This window comes from Colwellia piezophila ATCC BAA-637 (genome assembly GCF_000378625.1).
Taxonomy (GTDB): domain Bacteria; phylum Pseudomonadota; class Gammaproteobacteria; order Enterobacterales; family Alteromonadaceae; genus Colwellia; species Colwellia piezophila.
On record NZ_KB905172.1, the window covers coordinates 37,254 to 56,280 of the forward strand.

Genomic DNA, 19,027 nt, shown 5'->3' on the forward strand with positions numbered 1-19,027 from the left:
CTCTAGACAATATAATGCAGGGCAAAGAGCAGATAAAAAAATAGATACCCTTGGGTATCTATTTTTTTGTTCAGCTCGAATTATCTTTATTCAGCTGATGTTTTAGCCTTTTTCTTTACGGCTGTTTTTTTTACTGTCGCCTTTTTAGCGACTTTCTTTTTCGGCTTAGGAATATCTTCCACCCACTTACCGTCAATGTACTTAGCTGTCCAGCCAGTCGCTTTCGGTTTGCCTTCGTCAGTGGCAATCTCGGTCATTACGTACTGCTCTTTCGTTTTCCGACTGTAGCGTACTACCGATAAATTCCCTTTATTATCTTCTGCAGGAGCATCAGCTAAGTAATAGAACTTTTCTGAGATCCTGTCTCTAAACCTTTGTAGTTCAGCCACTTTCGGTGCTCTCGTTTCCCGTGAACGAGGGAAAGTATGCGCGGCCAAGAAAATTCCGGCAGCGCCATCACGAAGCACAAAGTGAGCATCAGATTTTTCACACTCAAGTTCTGGTAATTGCACAGGATCTTCTTTAGGTGGCGCGGCTTCACCACTGGCTAACAACTTACGGGTGTTTTTGCATTCGTCATTAGTACAATCGAAATACTTACCAAAACGGCCAGATTTTAACTCCATCGGTGCTTCACAACGATCACAATCTAAAATAGGACCATCATAGCCCTTGATTTTAAACGTACCTTGCTCAACTTCAATGCCATCACATACTGGGTTATTACCACAAACATGTAATTTACGTGTTTCGTCAATCAGGTAACTGTCCATCGCAGTACCACATTTATCACAACGACGCATTGCCATAAGCGCTTCGGTTTCAGCATCTTCAGCTAAAACATTTTCAGCTTCTTCACCAGCCGTTAAGTTCATGGTTTTGGTACAGCGTTCTTTTGGCGGTAAAGCATAACCTGAGCAGCCTAAAAACACGCCGGTTTGAGCGGTTCGAATGCCCATTTTACGATTACAGGTTGGGCAATCAATATCGGTTAATACTGGCTCATTGTTTTGCATACCACCATCTTCAGATGGTTGATCAGCTTTTGATAATTGTTTGGTAAAGTTTTTATAAAACTCGTCTAAAACAGCTTTCCAATCAGCAGTACCAGCCGCTATTTCATCAAGCTCTTGTTCCATGTTGGCAGTAAAGTCATAACTCATTAACTTTTCAAAGCTGCCAGATAAACTATTAGTAACTATTTCACCCATTTTTTCAGCGTAGAAACGTTTTTTGTCTAGTCGAACATAACCACGATCTTGAATCGTTGAAATAATTGACGCATAGGTTGACGGTCTGCCAATTGAACGTTTTTCTAACTCTTTTACTAATGATGCTTCACCAAAACGAGCTGGTGGCTTAGTAAAATGCTGGCTTGGTTCAATATTATCTAAGGTTAATTTTTCACCGACCTTTAAATCAGGTAAGTGGGTATCATCACCTTTGCTTAGCTGTGGATGAACTTTAGTCCAACCATCAAACTGCATCACTCGGCCTTTAGCTTTTAAATCAAAGTTAGCGGCGCTAATTGTTAATGTACTTACGGTATAGCGAGCAGCGGTCATTTGACAGGCAACAAACTGGCGCCAAATCAGCTCATAAAGCTTCTTCGCATCAGGCTCAATACCTTCAAGAAATGCAGCTTCAAGCTTAACATTAGATGGGCGGATTGCTTCATGTGCCTCTTGTGCACCTGCTTTAGAGCCATATGTTTTCGGCTTTTCAGGTAAGTAATTTTCACCGAAGCTATCAGTAATGTACTTACGGCACGTTTCTACCGCATCTTTACTTAAATTGGTTGAATCGGTACGCATATAAGTTATATGACCCGCTTCATACAAACGTTGGGCTAAGCCCATAGTTCGTTTTACGCCATAACCTAATTTAGTACTGGCTGCTTGCTGTAATGTCGAGGTAATGAAAGGTGCCGACGGTGTACTTTTAGAAGGTTTATCTTCTCGTTTGCTGACAGCATAATCAGCCGGATTTAGTATGGCTAAAGCGGCATTAGTCTCTTTTTCAGTCGTTGGCTTAAAAGCTTTGCCATTTTCATGGGTAACATCAAGGGTTAGTACTTCACCTGTGCTTGCATGAGTATCAACAGCGATGTCCCAAAACTCTTTTGGATCAAACGCTTTAATTTCACGTTCTTTTTCGACCACTAATTTTACTGCAACAGATTGAACTCGTCCTGCAGATAGGCCACGTGCTACTTTTTTCCATAACAGTGGGCTAACCATGAAGCCAACCACGCGATCAAGAAAACGCCTCGCTTGCTGAGCATTAACACCTGGCATACTCAGTTCACCTGGCGTAGCAAATGCTTGTTGAATAGAGCTTTCAGTTATTTCATTAAAAACAACCCGGCGGAATTTTTTATCATCGCCACCAATAATCTCTTTTAAATGCCAAGCAATCGCCTCTCCCTCGCGATCCAAATCGGTTGCGAGATAGATAATGTCAGCTTTTTCTGCCAGCTTTTGCAGTTCACTAACAACTTTTTCTTTACCTGGCAGTATTTGATAATTGGCTGCCCAGTTTTTATCTGGGTCAATACCCATACGATTAACTAGCGCTTGTTTATCACGCTTAGCTTTGTATTTAGCTTTTGCTTCAGGTGCCATTTTACGCACCTCAGCCGGAGACTTAGCAGCAACTTTTTTACCCGTACTGCTGTGCGGAAGATCACGTATATGACCAACACTCGACTTTACAATAAAGTCTTTGCCTAAATATTTATTAATTGTTTTCGCTTTGGCTGGCGACTCGACAATAACCAGTGATTTTGCCATAAAAATTTATAATCCTTCGATAAAGACAAATTATTTTTTGCCTTTTTATTCAAACGCTAATCTAATCAATAAAGTGCGAGCGTACTTGTTATGACCTTGCTAGCGATAAAAAAAACATGTTATTTAAAATTATTCTCTGCATAACTATCTATAGGTATATCTATAAATATGCAAACTGACAAGTAATTATTTTACTTCTCAGGGAATGCTATTCACCCAGATACGGGTTTTAGCTATAATAGGCATTTATTGATAACGCTGTGCGTTAAGTTACACTTTGCCTATTTTTAGCGGCAATCATAATAGACTTTGCGATAAAACATAAGAGCATATTGTTAAAAAATTTAAATTTTGAACCTATAAGGGTCACCTACATCAACAGATGACCCAAGTAAATAATCAAACAGAGACTTCAAATGAAAACTATTACATCAGCATTTTATAACAAACTCAGCAGTTGTTTGTGTCCTCCTGGCAACGGTGTATTTACCGTTAATACCGCTAAAGAGCGTAAAGAGCAATTACATCAAACTATTTTTGGACAAGCAGTTGGTGTTGATGATTTATGGAAAGCATCCCTAAATAAGCTTCCTGGGGCGTCTAAAGCTGTTATCTTAGGTATAGCCTCTGATTGTGGTGGCGGCATTTTACGGGGTGCGAACTGGGGACCGTTATTTTTACGCGCCAATTTGCTAGAAAATTACCCCGAGCTGACCGCTTTTGATATGGGCGATATCCGTGTTATTCCTCATTTACTTGCCGACAAATATTTAAATGAAGCGACAATAGCCAATTGCAGAAAGGCGCTTTATCAAGATGAGCATAGTAATTATGCTATTAGCCCCTTAACGATCACTGAAGATGTTTTGCATGATTTTTATGCTGAATTCCCTGAAAAAGGTATTTTTGGTATTGGCGGTGATCACAGTGTTAGTTACCCATTAACCAAAGCTTACTTACAAGCTAAGAAGAAACAAGGTAAGCGCGCCGCAATAATCCACTTTGATGCTCATACCGATTTGTTGGTAGAACGTTTAGGCATTGATTTATGTTTCGGCTCTTGGTGTACTCATATCTTAGATGACTTGCATGAAAAGCATCATTTAATTCAAATAGGTATTCGCTCAAGTGGCAGACCACAAAGTCACTGGGAAGATACCTTTGGTGTTAGACAACATTGGGCAAAAGATATGAAAGCCCATGGTATCCAACAAACCATAGATAATATTCTTAACCAACTGAAAGATGAAAATATTGACGAGCTTTATGTAAGCTTTGATATAGATGCCATTGATGAAAGCTTTGCTAGTGCTACTGGCACGCCAGAGCCTGATGGATTAATGCCAAATGATGCTATGGATATCTTACGTGCCTTAGCAGCTAAATACCCAATTACCGGCGCCGATATGATGGAAATAGCTCCTTTTACTGATAGCTCAGGTCAAGGCGAAGTGGGTCGAGATAAAACGCTTAAAGTAGGCGCTGAAATTTCAGCATTTTTGCTTAAGGAAATGGCGAAGTAATATAATCTGCCTCAACATCTATTTTTTAGATTAAAATGCCGTTCAAATGAACGGCATTCTCAATTAAAGATACGAGACTAAAGTTTATTTAATCACTATAGAAATCCCTGAGTACAGAGTTGATAATCCACCTGGAGTCTCAACTTCAATAAGTAAACTACCTGATTTAGGCTCTGATTCTCCTTTAATAGAAACCCCCCAAGCTAAACCACCATTGTGGTTATCATTCGGCCAGACAAAACTACTTGGACCAACTACCGAACCAACAGTAGCAGTAAAAGTAACCGTTGTGCCGGCCGGCATAGGCTGATTATGTAGATCGGCAATAATAACTGTTGCTGAACCAACGTTTTCACCGGCAATGTTAATAATACTATCAGTATCATTTCTTAGGCCAGCATCAACATCAGCTACCGCATCGATAGTTGAATCTATAGAAAAATTAGCAGAACTACCTGACATGACCAAAACTAACGAGCGTCTCACATTTAGAGAGGTTTGCGTTAATGAACAACCATCATGTGTGGGTATTGAACACAACACACCATTATATTTTCCATCGTTTTGGTCAAAAGTGCCACTATTATCAAAATCTACGAACTCTTCTAATGAACCACTGCTATTAACATCTCCGCCTTCAGTAGGGTTGTACAATCCATCTTCATTGTGATCAACAAAAGCTTCCTTTAAGTCATATTTATCGCCACTGATATCAGTGCCCAAAAACGCTGTCATTTCACTGGCATCAAAACGTGCGTTACCATTTAAGTCAGGAAAAGATTCTTCCCCTATAGCGGTAGCGGTAATAGTAGCGCGACCACCATACTTTTGTCCCATAGAGTTATCAACTTCAGGTTCATGCAATAAATTATCAGTGTCTCCTAATACATGTCCTTCCGGTCGAGGTTGTTGGCTACGCCAGATAACCGTACATGAACCGTTTGCCGTTATACAAGAGGGGTCTACAGAGCCACCTTCGGTGGTAAAACTTACCGCTGTACCGTTAGGTACTGGGTTGTTAAAGGCATCAGCTAAACGTGCAGTAATTTCTACTTCAGTTCCATCTGTATTCCAACCTTCTGGATTTAAAATACTTGCAGATAAACTAAAACTATCTTGGTCCGGAATACCGGTAGAGACAACCAACAAACTCGATTGTGAAGATATTGATGGCGAGCTATCTTCAATGGTCGCCTGTACGCGAACACTGGTAGCAACGGTACCTGAATTAACAACCGTTTGTACTATGCCTTCACTATTTGTAGTTGCACTAGCAGGTATTAATTGCACCCCACCAACATCGGTATTCAGGACAAAGTTAACAACTTGATTATTCACTGGGTTCGAGTTTGTATCTAATACTCTAAATAAAACAACAGCGCTTTCTGAACCACCAACACTACCGGTACCTAAGATTGAAATATTCTCTGGTGTTGAAGAGATAAATTCAATACTGCCAACATCAGCTGGTAATACATTCACAGTAGTGGTTGCTGATAAATTGATACCACCGGCATTGGCAGTAACGTTAATAGGATCATCACCTACACAACCTTTTGCTAGATAAGTACTAGTGGCAATACCATTAGAAGTTGTAATAGGAGAGCTTAAAATGGCTGTAGGTGTTCCTATACTGGAACAACTAGATGAGAAGTTCACATCTACAGGTTCAGTAAATAAGTTTCCTTGATCATCAATTATATTTACTGTTACCACAGTAGTACCACCGGCTGAAATTTGCTCAAGACTAATATCAGCCACATTTTCAGTAAAAGGGGTGCCACTCCCCATAGTCACTGATGAAGAGCCGACAACTAAGAGTACTTGCCCTGTTTCTCCGCTAACGATGCTAGCAGTAATAGTACCCGCACCTAAGCTACCGTTAGCTAAAATATCAACACTTGCTTGATGACTATCATTAGTGATAGCTGTTGGAATAGGAATATCACCTACGGTAGTAGTAAAAGCCACTATAACTGGAGAGCTAATCCCGTTAATTTGAGCTATGACTTTACCTGATTTAGAAGATGTGATTGTTTCTGTTGGATTACCATCACTATCCACTAAGGTAAGTAAAATATTGATGTCCCCAACCACACCTATATCATCGCCTTGAGTAGTAAAACCTATGCTTACATCTTCACCCGCTGACAAACTCGCTGTTATTTCACCTGCGCCACGAACACTACCAGCGGTTAAGGTAATTTGAGCGAGCCCATTAGCGTCTGTCAATGCAGTCCCCACCGTTGGAGAAAGTGCGCCGAGTGTTGAAGAAAACGTAACAAGCTGCCCTGAAACTGTAGAACTTCCTGATAATGTAGCACTAACAGTTATAGGTTCTTTCCCTGTAACGTTTTGGTTTGATAGAGCTAGTACAATTGTTAGAGCATCAGGCGTACTTCCGCCGCCATCATCGCCACCGGTTAGATCACCATCTCCATCTCCACATGCTACAAGCGTCATCAATGACATCAGTAACATAGTAAAACTTAAGCGTCGAAGTAACTGCATAAAAGCATCCTCAGTTTCTTTTTATTAATAATCCTAATAAACCATATTAACTTATAAATAACAAAAAGGTACCTATTGAGGTAAAAAAATCACACAAGCACCCAAAACAAGTGATTGTGTAACGAATTACAGCAAGAAACATTATGAATAAATTAGTACTTAATCTAGATAATTATTGTTAACCTTAGTATTGATACTTGTATATGCAAGCTGCGTATATAAAAGCAACATAACTTACCACTTAGCTGAAAGTAACCTAATACTATGACGATCGAACAAACGAGCTCCCCTTCCCCTAAAAAGACAAGTTTAACCAGCCGCATTGTAATAGGCATGGTCGCAGGTATCTTATTAGGTACATTTTTACAATGGCTGATGCCTAACGGCTCTGACAAAGTACTTAACCTTTATTTATTTGATTTATCACTTAAAGGTATACTTGTTGATGGTGTGTTAGAGGTAGTAGGCCAGATATTTATGGCTAGCTTACGTATGTTAGTCGTGCCTTTGGTTTTTGTTTCACTTGTTTGTGGGGTGTGCTCATTAAAAGACACCAGTAAACTGGGTCGCATTGGCGGCAAAGCCATAGGCTTATACCTTGGCACAACAGCGATAGCTATTAGCTTAGCGATATTTATTGCCATAATTGTTGCTCCTGGGGAAGGAGTTAACATGATCTCAAATAGTAGTTTTACTAGTAGAGAAGCACCATCGTTGGCACAAGTAATTATCCAAATGTTCCCAACAAACCCATTTGCTTCATTTGCCCAAGGCAATATGCTGCAAATAATTGTTTTTGCTTTACTCTTTGGTATTGCGATTGCTTTATCAGGGAAGTCTGGCGAGCGTGTTGCTTCATTATTTGAAGATTTAAGTGTCGTCATTATGCGCTTAGTGACTATCTTAATGAATATTGCCCCTTACGGTGTTTTTGCACTGCTAGCGACACTATTTACTACCGTATCACTCGATACCTTTGGTAATTTGATCAAGTACTTCTTGGTAGTTTTCTTTGTCTTAATGCTGCACGGCTTAGTGACCTACTCAATTATTTTAAAGCTATTAACTGGATTGAACCCGATAATATTTTTAAAGAAAATGCGCGATGCCGCTATTTTTGCCTTTTCTACCGCTAGCTCTAACGCCACAATCCCGGTGACTTTAGAAACCGCAACCAAAAAAATGGGTGTTAAAAATTCAATTGCTTCGTTTACCGTGCCACTAGGCGCGACAATTAACATGGATGGCACAGCGATAATGCAGGGTGTCGCCACGGTGTTTATCGCTCAGGTCTTTACTCAAGATTTAACGCTCGCTGATTACCTCACGGTTGTTCTTACTGCAACTCTAGCTTCTATAGGCACAGCCGGAGTTCCAGGCGTTGGGTTAATCATGTTAGCTATGGTATTAGATCAAGTTGGCCTACCTGTTGAAGGTATAGCATTAATTATTGGTGTCGACCGCTTGCTTGATATGACACGAACAGCAGTCAATGTCACTGGTGATTGCATGGTAAGTGTTATTGTTGCGAAAAGTGAAGATCAATTTGATGCTGAGATGTATGCCGATCCAAAGGCCGGTCATAACATTGAAGAAATAGACTTCAAAAACCTAAAGAGTGATTCGTAGTTTTACATTAGCTTAAAGGCAATGGGCTAACGAGTCATCAATCACTAAGCAGTAATAATGGAGCTTCAATAGCTACATTGAGTTAAATAAATAATAAAAAAGCCTTGCCGAGTTAAACCGGCAAGGCTTTTTATTTGATCTTTTTCTAGTAGTTAAACTCAATGATTAAGGTAAATAATTCACATTGAAATAGCCCTACTTATACCCAATGGATTAATACTAGCCAGGAAAAATATTATTACGTTGTAATAGTTTACCTAAAAAGCTTTCCGCCGATAAAGAAGCCGCCTTAGAGAACTTTTCTGCTAAACCTTTTTTCACTTCATATTTAATGGCGACAACTTTATGGCTTTTACTTTTGCCTTGCAAATAATCATCACTGGTTTGGATGCTATCGACTAAACCAAGCTCTAGCGCTGTAGTGCCAAACCAATGCTCACCCGTTGCAACTTTCGCAATATCTAAACTAGGTCTACGTTCACTAACAAAGTTTTTAAATAATACGTGAGTTTCTTCTAACTCTTCAATAAACTTTGCTTTGCCCTTTTCGGTATTCTCACCAAACATAGTGACAGTACGTTTAAACTCACCGGCAGTAAATTGTTCAAATTCAATATCATGCTTTTTCAGTAATTTATTAAAGTTTGGCACTTGGGCAATAACACCAATAGAGCCTAAAATCGCAAAGGGTGCAGAAATGATATTATTAGCTACGCAAGCCATCATATAACCGCCGCTAGCAGCCACTTTATCGACAGATACTGTCAGTGGAATATTATGTTGGCGAATACGGTCAAGTTGCGAAGAGGCAAGGCCGTAACCATGCACCATACCACCACCACTTTCTAAACGAATAAATACTTCATCTTCTGGTTTGGCCACAGAAAGTATCGCGGTCACTTCTTCACGTAACGAGCTAACTTCTTTGGCATCGATACTGCCGTTAAAATCTATAACAAATACATGAGCCTTACTTGGCTCTTTTTCTTCACCCGCTTTAACTGATTTAGCTTTTACCTTGTCAGCCTTTGCTTTTTCTTTTGCTTGTTTTTTATCGGCTTTCTCTTTTTCTTTATATTCTTCCTTGGTTAATAAGGCATGAATAATATCTTCTTCGGTCTCGATAAATTGCTCAGACAAGTCAGTGATTTCAAGCTCACCTTTTTTGTGCTGCTGTTTCATCGCGGCCGCTGCTATGGCAATAATGATGGCAATAACAGCCAAAACAAAAGTAACAGTTTTTGCTAAAAACATTCCGTATTCGTATAAAAATTCCAAGAGGACTCCTGAGGATTTAAGTGTAAAAAGGGATAAAACTAATTGCGCTAATTCTACACTATTTTATTCGCTTGCAAACAACAGTTAAAACAGCACAAAATCTAAGCAAAAAAAAGCCCTCAAATGAGGGCTTTAAAAACATATATTAAATAATCTTAAGTAACTTATTTAACTAAGTCAGTATTGGTTACTGTTATTTTTTGACCCATGGTGGCAAAGAAGACAGCAACTTGGCCTTGCATTTCTTGAGTGACAGCTCCCATTACTAACGGATCTTGCACTGAAGTATTATCTGGAGCTGGGTTTAAGATAGAGCCATGATGGCCATAAATAAAGCGTACCGCGCCAGAGCCTTCCGCTGTACTGCTTACACCCGGTAAGCCTAACAAAGCTATTGCACCTTCTGTACCTCCAAACGGTGTAGTAGTGACAACATTGGGGATAACTTGGTCTGAGCAGTTATCCGTTACTAAGATATCTTTACATTGCCCGCCATTACTATCGACACCATTGCCAACCACTTCAATTAAATGTGTTGGTGTTTGAGTCGCTTGAATGATACCGGCATAGTTTGCAGGATCACCGGCATCAGTGACTGTTTGCGCGGCAAAGACAAATTGACTAAATACTGCATTCAAACCTGCTTGCTGCTCAGGTGTTAAAGCCGTATAAAACGCTAAATAAGCCCCAACTAGTTCGGTTTCTGAAGCGCCACCCTCTGCAGGTGGGTAGGCAGCATCAACCATGGTTTTAAAGTCTGGAGATGACTGATAGGTCAATCCTGATTTAATCACATCACCAAATGCACCTGATTCCATTAATAAATTAGCAATCATCACACCCGGCATTGCTTGTGAATTAGAGGTGATTTTAAAAGCCGGATCAATTGCTGGATCAAGTGGCGCATTCGCTAAAGCGACCAAGTTAATACCGGTTATGGCTCCCAGCGAATGACCTAAGAAATGTACATTTTTTCCATCAATCTTGATACCATTTCCAGTATCCATTACCGCATTTAAGCCTAAGCGAAGTCCCAACATATCACTGGCTGATTGACGTAAGTTATCACGAGTAGTTAACAAACTAGCTAAGTTCATATAATGAGTGGCTGAAACGGTCGAAGCATTAATATCATCAATGCCATCTGGAATACCAGCAGGACCCGTTATATCGAAACCGCGGCTACCGTGTAGCGGGTGATCAATTGCTACGGTAGCAAAACCAAAGGCTGATAATATACCGGTTATTGCCAACATATCTTCTTTCTTCGAAGTTATGCCATGCTGTAATATAACAACCGGCCAACCGTTATCTGGCTCTGCGGTCAAAGCAGGTAAACCATAATTTGCACGAACGGCGTCTGTTACAGGTGATATAACCGGCGTAGTCATTTGCACATCAATTGGCATCATAGTGCGTGGTGCAGGTACTGGACTATATTTAGTCAAGTTACGCTCTACATCAACAGGCATTACTGAGCTTAAGTCACGCAACCCTGGAGCTGGCAAGCCAGCTGCAGCTGAAACAGCCATACAAACACCGTCTGATTCAGATAATGGTCCTTCAGGAATAGCGCCTGGGTTAGCTGCTGCTAAACCCGCTAGCATAGCGCCTGAATCACATAATGCTTTCCACCAGTCATTAACAGGTGCCATAGGGTTAGCTTGAGTTGGAATACCTGAATAATAAGGTAAGGTAATTGAACCTTGGTACATTTGAGCAGTTGAATACAAAGCATCTAACTGAGGAGATAACACCATACCTTGTGCTGTAAAAGCTTGTGCAACAGAGTAACCCGCATTCGTCACTGAAATAATTGGTGGCAAACCACCTTGAGCTAACGGCGCAGCGAGTAAGCTTTTCACCGTAAATAGCACATCAGTCGTTGATTGCGTAGTCATGGCAAAAGTATAAATCAAACTGTCTTTATCAGCGCCGGCATCAATAATGGCTTTTTCATAACTATTAATAATACCTTGCAGCTGAAGCTGACTTGGAGTGACTAAGGGGTTAATATCTTTATCTTGACGAACAGCTTCATAAGTAGCAGAACCCGCAATTGAGTTAGCGTTGCTATCTTTAAGGTTATTAGTTAGTGCTACAACGTAGCCGGTTTTACCTTTTAATGGTTTCAATGGCACAATCGCAATGCTATTGCCCTTTGCTTGCGCGATAAAATCAATACCGAATGTTAATTCGCCTACTACCTTACAAGCAAGTCCACGAGTGACTACTGCACATCCTGCATCACTGCTATCACCGCCCATTAAAGTTTCATACACTTTAACTGAGTCGCCACTAAAGACACTAGCAGCATCTAACGAGGTTCCTGCAGGGAAGTCTATTGCAAGTACAAATGGATTAGTTGTTGACCAACCATCAAGTGCACTCATCGCAACTTTTGGGTCACTAAAATCAGTAGCATCTGCTACGGGTAAATTTAAGGTACCGTCTTGACTCCCTGAAAATAACAAGTCATTCGGTACTGATAAACGTGGTTCATCGGCACCGGGATCAAAAACAATACGAGCTAACGACTTAACCGCTGAGCCGTTTTCGGCCACTTCTTTTTGTACATCTTCGATAGTTTCGCTATCACAGGCACTTAAACCAAGTGCGCTAATGATCGCAAGACTGAGAGCTAGCTTTTTCATGTTAAATTCCCCAATGCCGTAATTTTTTATTATGTATGTTTATTATGTATATTTATTAAAGTTATTTTACTTTCAGTATTCAAAAAAAGTTCAAACTAACGTTTGAATAACTAGTAAGACCAGTTCAAGTTACCGCAAGATGTCACAAGGTGCTAGTATTTTTTTACTTTTTTGTATTTTCTTGTGTCACTTTGTATTATTTTTTCATCTTGATTAACTTTTTCTCGTCAACGAAAATGGCAAAGCGTAGAATAGACAAGAAATTTACTCACCCACAGCGATAAAACCTTAAGATGTTTGATTATTCAATAAAAGATGCCTGTTTAAGCAACAAAACTATTCTAGTAACAGGCGCTGGCGCCGGTATTGGCCGCACCGCTGCATTAACTTATGCAACGTTAGGCGCAACGGTTATTTTACTAGGTAAAACGGTGAGTAAACTTGAAGCTGTCTATGATGAAATTGTTGCCCTTGGCCTAGCTAAGCCGGCTATTATTCCTTTAGATTTAAAGGGTGCCAGTAAGCAAAACTATATTGATATGTGTTCGACTATAGTTGACCAATTTGGTCATTTAGATGGCGCATTGCTTAATGCCTCTATTTTAGGTGAGCTTACGCCATTCACTCAAATTCATGAGCAAGTATTTAATGACGTGATGAATGTTAATGTGAAGGCGCAATACTTACTCGCTCAAGCTCTGATACCAACATTAGCCCTAGCACCTAAGGCTTCTTTAGTTTTCACCTCATCAGGTGTCGGCAAGCAAGGTCGTGCTTACTGGGGAGCTTACAGCATGTCTAAATTCGCTATTGAAGGTATGACGCAAGTGATTGCTGATGAATACGAAGGTTCAACGTTACGTACAAACGCAATAAATCCTGGCGCGACCAATACCAACATGCGCTCGTGTGCTTTTCCTGCTGAAGATAAAACTGAGATTGCTAGCCCAGAAGATATTATGCCTTTATATGTTTATTTAATGTCTGATGATAGTGTCGAAGTAAATGGCCAGACTTTAAAAGCCCAGTAAGGTTAATTGACTACATTCACCAATAAAAAAGGCAAGTTCATTGAACTTGCCTTTTTTATCAATTAAGACGCCTTAATTTCTCTCTTTACTAAACAGAGTAATTAACGAAGCTCTCTTCTTAATATTTTTCCTACGTTGGTTTTAGGTAAGTCCTGCCTAAACTCAACTAATTTCGGTACTTTGTAATTAGTTAAATTTTCACGGCAATGCTTAATAAGCGCTTCTTCTGTTAAATCATCCGATTTTTTAACCACGAAGATTTTAACTATTTCACCTGAAATTTCATGGGGAACACCAATAGCGGCAGATTCTAGCACACCATCATGCATGGCAAGCACTTCTTCAATTTCATTGGGGTAAACATTAAAACCAGAGACGATGATCATATCTTTTTTACGATCTACTATGGTGAACATACCTTTATCATTCATCATAGCTATATCACCAGTAGCGAACCAACCATCTTTTAATACGTCATCAGTCGCTTCTTTGCACTTATAGTAACCTAACATGACTTGAGGACCTTTAACCAACATTTCACCTGACTCACCAATATCGGCTTCACTGCCATCTTCACGTATGATTTTAACATCCGTTGAAGCAGCTGGAACACCAATACTACCGTCATAGGAGGCAAGATTATAAGGGCTTATCGTCACCAATGGTGCACACTCAGTTAAACCATAACCTTCTAACAAACGCGTGCCGGTAATTTTCTGCCAACGCTCGGCTACAGGACGTTGTACTGCCATACCGCCACCTAGTGACATTTTTAAGGTACTAAAATTAAGTTCACTAAAGCCAGGCGTATTCAATAGACCGTTAAATAGAGTATTAACACCGGTAATAGCGGTGAATGGATACTTTGATAACTCTTTAACAAAATTAGGCATATCTCTTGGATTGGTGATCAATAAGTTGGTACCACCCAGAGTAAAGAATGTTAGACAATTGGCTGTTAAAGCAAAGATATGATAAAGCGGTAAGGCAGTAACAACTAATTCTTCACCTTCTTCCAGTAATGGACTAATTGCCCCTTTGGCTTGTTGTAAATTTGCTACCATATTGCGATGCGTTAACATGGCACCTTTTGATAAACCTGTGGTACCACCGGTATATTGTAAAAAAGCTAGATCATCACCACACAATTCCACTGGTGTTAACTTCAGCGCCAACCCTTTGGTTAAAGCCTTGTTAAAGCGTACTGCTTGTGGCAAATTGAATGCTGGTACCATCTTTTTAACGTATTTAACCACACAGTTAACTAGTGTGCCTTTAACTAAGCCTAAACGATCACCCAGTGATGTCATGATGACATGTTTAACTGACGTCTTATCAATGACCTTTTCCAGCGTAGCCGCGAAGTTTTCAATGATTAACATAGCCTTAGTATCTGAGTCTTTTAATTGGTGCTCAAGCTCACGGGGTGTATACAAAGGATTGACGTTAACAACGGTAAGACCCGCTAATAACGCACCGAATAGTGCGATAGGATACTGTAAGCAGTTAGGTACCATTATGGCGAACTTATCGCCTTTTACTAAGCCTAAGTCTTGCTGCAAATACGCGGCAAACGCCTGTGCTTGTACTGCGAGTTCGCCATAGGTGATAGAAGCGCCCATATTGATGAAAGCAGTTTTATCACTAAACTGAGTGGAGTATTTAGTAAACATGGCAACAATGGATGGATATTTATCGGCATCTATTTCAAACGGCACATCACTTGGGTAACTTTTTTCTAACCAAATCTTTTCCACAATGACTTTCCTCAGTAGGTAATTAGACATTAAGCTTTCTGACAATTATTGTATTTACAGTAACTCTTATTTTAATATCACTGTTTTATCAAATTTTAGCGCTTTGCGCCACCAATTTAAACGCTTGTTTTAATTTTCCTGATAAAAACTGTTGAGCAATTTTGTCAGTTCTTTGGCTTGTTCCATATGAACATGGTGACCGCCAACTAATTTTACCGCTCGAAATATTGTCAAAGATGATGAAAATAGTGATAAATTTTGAGTGAGCCTCTGCATGCCTTTATCACCATAAACCAACAGGACTGGACACTGGATATCACTGAACAATTGCTGTGCTTGAGCTAAGGTTAGTCGATAAGGTGATATCGTGCGTAACCGTGAATCTGATCGCCAACGATATAACCTAGCCATTTCGCTAGCATTTTGTGATCCAGCTAGTGGGTCTGTAACGGCTAACAGTGACCTTTTTACAATTAACTTAGCATGGTCGTCTTTTAAATCAGAGACATGCAAGCGGGCTTTAATAGCCGTTACTTCGCTAAAGGTTCGACTCGGCTTAACTGATTTTTTTCGGCTTAACAAACCTTGTCGTAACTGCTTAGTCGCATGTTCTGCAGGTTGACTAATAAAGCCGATTGAGTCGATGAGCGTTAAGGATTTTACCTTTTCGGGAAAAGCTGCAGCAAAGGCACTCGCTACCATAGCCCCCATTGAATGAGCAACAATATCGATTGCTGGCCAATTATTTAGTGAAAATAAAGCCACTAAATCACTGACGTAATCAAAAAAGTGATAATGGGCACCTTTACAGCGATGGTCTGAATGTCCATGTCCCGGCCACTCTACTGCGATAATGTATTTATCTTGCAGTAAGTCATGTTCGTTCATCAAAGGTAAAAAACTGGCGGCGTTATCCAAATAACCATGTAAACATAGTATGGGTGGATCATTCTTGTCTCCACAAGTGACAGCAGCCAAGGTTAAATCATCTAGCTGATAATTGATCTCAGTAATTTCAGAGTCGTCTGCTAAGTATTCATCAATGATATGCGTATCAACCATAAGCATTAAACCTTTGTTTTATAAGTAAGACTTTTTATTGGTTTTAATTAAGGAGTAAAGCGCTGCAATTGCAAGAACACACCATAATAGTACCCAAACTACTTCAGGGATCATGGTCATTGAAGATAACGCAGCACCATCACCTAAATCACGACCATCAAACAAATAGGTCGGGCTAAACAGACTGTTCAATAAAATACTTAAACCAAAGAATTTTAATAATATCTGCAAATAATACAAACGCTGCATTTTAATGGTCATCACAAACATAACCGCTAAACTGGCAATAATCACCATAGTAAGGACATCTCGCGCCCAGAAAACAATGGAAGCGAGTAATAAAACAATCATTAAGCCCGAAAATATCTGCGCGGTACGTTGGTGGCTATTGGCTAACTTAAATATCAGCCAGCCCCAAAGTGTTGCTCCCGCATAACCAAAAAAAGTAATAAAGAAGCTTAAGCCACCTTGGGTAGTACACAAACCTGCGCCCGTAGCATACAGTTGAATATTGATGATTTCGCCACCCGTAAGCAATGCAGCAATACCATGACTTATTTCATGAAAGTATGTTTCCAACCAATTAAGTGGGATAGACACTATCGGAATTTGTCTGATGATAATGGCAGCAATGAGCAGGAAATATAGCTGATATTTTTGCCAAAAACTGGCTGACTTACCTTGTGAAGAGCCGTGTGAAGTGTTTTGTGAGCTATTGGTCATTTTTTACTTCCATAGATTGGTGCCATCACTATCTTGTGTTATTTACCTGGGAGCTTTTTCCAAGAAACAGTATCTCTAACATATACCGGCTGTGCATTTTCTGCCGATACGCCTTGGCCTTGTGCTAACTTTATTTTTCCTATCGCTAACATTGCTTGCGCACTTGGGAATAAAATTTCAGGGCTGCCTTCATTCTTTTTCAGTGCTGACAATCCTCCACTTGATTTTTCACTTAACTTTTCAGAGTACTCATCCCAACCAGTACCAACAGCATAAAATGGCGCAGTAAGCACTGATGATAGATGTTCTTTTAACTGCTCTGGTGGTGTAACCGCTTCAGCTTGCTGAGCTTGCATAACTTCATCTTGGTCAAGCACAAAATAACCATTATAAACTTCGGACATACGGGCATCTATCGCGGCTAATACTTGCTTTTCACCGTGTTCAATATAGGCCTGTTGCGCCATAGCTTGTAAGCTAGAAACGCCGACAACCGGTAAATCCGCAGAAAAAGCTAAGCCTTGCGCTACGCCAACGCCAATACGAACGCCAGTAAAGCTACCTGGGCCTTGGCCAAATATAAGGCCATCAAGCTCTGCTAGCTTTATATTCGCCTCACCAAGTACTGCATCGATCATCGGCAGTAAATGTAAACTGTGCGACTGTGGGCAAAGCTCATAACGAGAAAATTTTTTACCGTTTACTTGCAGCGCTACTGAACATGCTTCCGTTGAGGCATCAAGGGCCAAATAATTCACTATAGTTACCTATATAAAGTTGGATAGAGTAGGTTTATATTTTACGATTATCTTTTAAAATTTTAAATAATATTTATTCGAATTACATACTTTTTTTCGCGGCGCTAGAAATGATACATAGTTTATCTATGTGACATTCCTAGAAATAAAACACGCAACAAAGAAAAATTGAATTTAAGCGGATAAATTAGTTTAAAGAATTTCGACTAAATCAATAACAAACGTAACCGTTTGGCCAGCAAGCGGGTGATTGAAATCAATAGTCACTGAGCTACCATTCACTTCTTTAATCATGCCTGGTAACTCACCACCGGGTTGAGAAAAAGTAATAATATTACCTATTTTTGCAGGTGCCTCAGCAGTAAACTTATCAATGTCCATATAATGGATGTTATCTGGGTTTGACTCACCAAAAGCGTCTTTTGCTTCCAGGGTAAATTCTCTTGAATCACCTTTTAACATGCCAATAAGCTCTGCTTCAAAGGCCGGTGAAATACTGTTATCACCCATAATGATTTTTGCTGGTTTATTGTTTACCTTAGTACTATCAGCAGCCGAGCCATCACTAAGTTTCATGGTAATATGAACAAGGATGTTTGAGTCACTTTGAATCTGTGCTTGCGTTGAATCGGTCATTATTAGCTTTCTGCCTTAGTTGTTTTATTCTTTTTTTCTTCGTTATCTTTATGATTTATACTGTTACTTTCTGCGTTACTTTTCTGCTCAGCTTCTTTACTCGCTTCTTTATTACTTTCCTGACTAGTGAAGGACTCAAAAATCATTAATGCGGCACCAATAAAAATAACCGAATCGGCAACATTAAAAGCGGCAAAGTGATAACCCGCCCAATGGAAATCAAGAAAGTCGATAACATAGCCCAACAAAGCTCTATCGATTAAATTACCTACCGCGCCACTTAAAATCAAAGCAAAAGCAATACTTAATAAACGCTGTTGTTTAGGTGTTTTCGCCATCCACACGAGAAAAACAATACTGGCGATAGCTGCAATAGCGGTAAAAAACCAACGCTGCCAACCACCTTGGTCGGCTAAGAAGCTAAAAGCCGCCCCGGTATTATGGACGTAAGTAAGGTTGAAAAACGGCAAAACCGACAAGGTTTCACGGTAATCAAACGTGCCCGCAACCCAGTGTTTACTTACTTGATCAATAATCAAACAGAGTATGGTTAGCCATAACCAACGTAAACCGGTGTCTTTAAATAATTTTTTCAATTGAGTTAATCTCATAGTGATAATTAAATAGGCTACTCCCCTCTTCCTAATAAAGAGGAAAAGAGGAGTAGCCTATA

At 39.9% G+C, this 19,027-nt stretch carries 13 protein-coding genes; 3 read left to right on the top strand and 10 right to left on the bottom strand.

Annotation, left to right across the window (positions count from 1 at the left end; genetic code table 11):
- Positions 1 to 86 precede the first annotated feature (86 nt).
- Entirely contained in the window at positions 87 to 2,792 is a 2,706-nt protein-coding gene (gene topA / locus F580_RS0119290) for a type I DNA topoisomerase (protein WP_019029394.1), read from the bottom strand.
- Positions 2,793 to 3,208: 416 nt separating this feature from the next.
- On the opposite strand from topA, the gene F580_RS0119295 reads away from it, so the two are divergent.
- Positions 3,209 to 4,315 carry an arginase family protein gene (locus F580_RS0119295; RefSeq protein WP_019029395.1) on the top strand — a complete coding sequence of 369 codons (1,107 nt, stop codon included), beginning with the start codon at positions 3,209 to 3,211 and terminating at the stop codon, positions 4,313 to 4,315.
- 84 nt (positions 4,316 to 4,399) lie between these two features.
- Here F580_RS0119295 and F580_RS0119300 read toward each other — a convergent pair whose 3' ends face one another.
- Positions 4,400 to 6,826, bottom strand: coding sequence for an Ig-like domain-containing protein (locus F580_RS0119300; RefSeq protein WP_019029396.1), 2,427 nt, complete (start codon positions 6,824 to 6,826; stop codon positions 4,400 to 4,402).
- Positions 6,827 to 7,090: 264 nt separating this feature from the next.
- On the opposite strand from F580_RS0119300, the gene F580_RS0119305 reads away from it, so the two are divergent.
- On the top strand, positions 7,091 to 8,455 hold the full coding sequence (locus tag F580_RS0119305; protein WP_019029397.1) for a dicarboxylate/amino acid:cation symporter: 1,365 nt from the start codon (positions 7,091 to 7,093) through the stop codon (positions 8,453 to 8,455).
- A 219-nt stretch (positions 8,456 to 8,674) separates the two neighbouring features.
- Here F580_RS0119305 and sohB read toward each other — a convergent pair whose 3' ends face one another.
- Complete coding sequence (gene sohB, locus F580_RS0119310) at positions 8,675 to 9,733, bottom strand: protease SohB (protein ID WP_026301546.1); 1,059 nt, start codon at positions 9,731 to 9,733, stop codon at positions 8,675 to 8,677.
- Between the two features lie 164 nt (positions 9,734 to 9,897).
- Positions 9,898 to 12,387 (bottom strand): VolA/Pla-1 family phospholipase, encoded by a 2,490-nt coding sequence (locus tag F580_RS0119315; protein WP_019029399.1) that lies wholly within the window; start codon positions 12,385 to 12,387, stop codon positions 9,898 to 9,900.
- 293 nt (positions 12,388 to 12,680) lie between these two features.
- Between F580_RS0119315 and F580_RS0119320 the strand changes: the two genes are divergently transcribed.
- Positions 12,681 to 13,418: a YciK family oxidoreductase gene (locus F580_RS0119320; RefSeq protein ID WP_019029400.1), complete on the top strand. Its 738-nt coding sequence runs from the start codon at positions 12,681 to 12,683 to the stop codon at positions 13,416 to 13,418.
- Positions 13,419 to 13,519: 101 nt separating this feature from the next.
- Here the strand turns inward: F580_RS0119320 and fadD are convergent, their stop codons facing one another.
- The 6 genes from fadD to lspA all read right to left on the bottom strand — a co-directional run bounded on the left by fadD (position 13,520) and on the right by lspA (position 18,965).
- On the bottom strand, positions 13,520 to 15,175 hold the full coding sequence (gene fadD, locus F580_RS0119325) for a long-chain-fatty-acid--CoA ligase FadD (RefSeq protein WP_019029401.1): 1,656 nt from the start codon (positions 15,173 to 15,175) through the stop codon (positions 13,520 to 13,522).
- A gap of 129 nt (positions 15,176 to 15,304) precedes the next feature.
- On the bottom strand, positions 15,305 to 16,237 hold the full coding sequence (locus F580_RS0119330; protein ID WP_019029402.1) for an alpha/beta fold hydrolase: 933 nt from the start codon (positions 16,235 to 16,237) through the stop codon (positions 15,305 to 15,307).
- Positions 16,238 to 16,255: 18 nt separating this feature from the next.
- Positions 16,256 to 16,960, bottom strand: a complete 705-nt coding sequence (locus F580_RS0119335; RefSeq protein ID WP_019029403.1) for a M50 family metallopeptidase — start codon at positions 16,958 to 16,960, stop codon at positions 16,256 to 16,258.
- A gap of 38 nt (positions 16,961 to 16,998) precedes the next feature.
- Positions 16,999 to 17,718 carry a tRNA (adenosine(37)-N6)-threonylcarbamoyltransferase complex dimerization subunit type 1 TsaB gene (gene tsaB / locus F580_RS0119340; protein ID WP_019029404.1) on the bottom strand — a complete coding sequence of 240 codons (720 nt, stop codon included), beginning with the start codon at positions 17,716 to 17,718 and terminating at the stop codon, positions 16,999 to 17,001.
- A 192-nt stretch (positions 17,719 to 17,910) separates the two neighbouring features.
- Positions 17,911 to 18,354, bottom strand: a complete 444-nt coding sequence (fkpB, locus tag F580_RS0119345) for an FKBP-type peptidyl-prolyl cis-trans isomerase (RefSeq protein ID WP_019029405.1) — start codon at positions 18,352 to 18,354, stop codon at positions 17,911 to 17,913.
- A 2-nt stretch (positions 18,355 to 18,356) separates the two neighbouring features.
- On the bottom strand, positions 18,357 to 18,965 hold the full coding sequence (lspA, locus tag F580_RS0119350; RefSeq protein ID WP_019029406.1) for a signal peptidase II: 609 nt from the start codon (positions 18,963 to 18,965) through the stop codon (positions 18,357 to 18,359).
- Positions 18,966 to 19,027 lie beyond the last annotated feature (62 nt).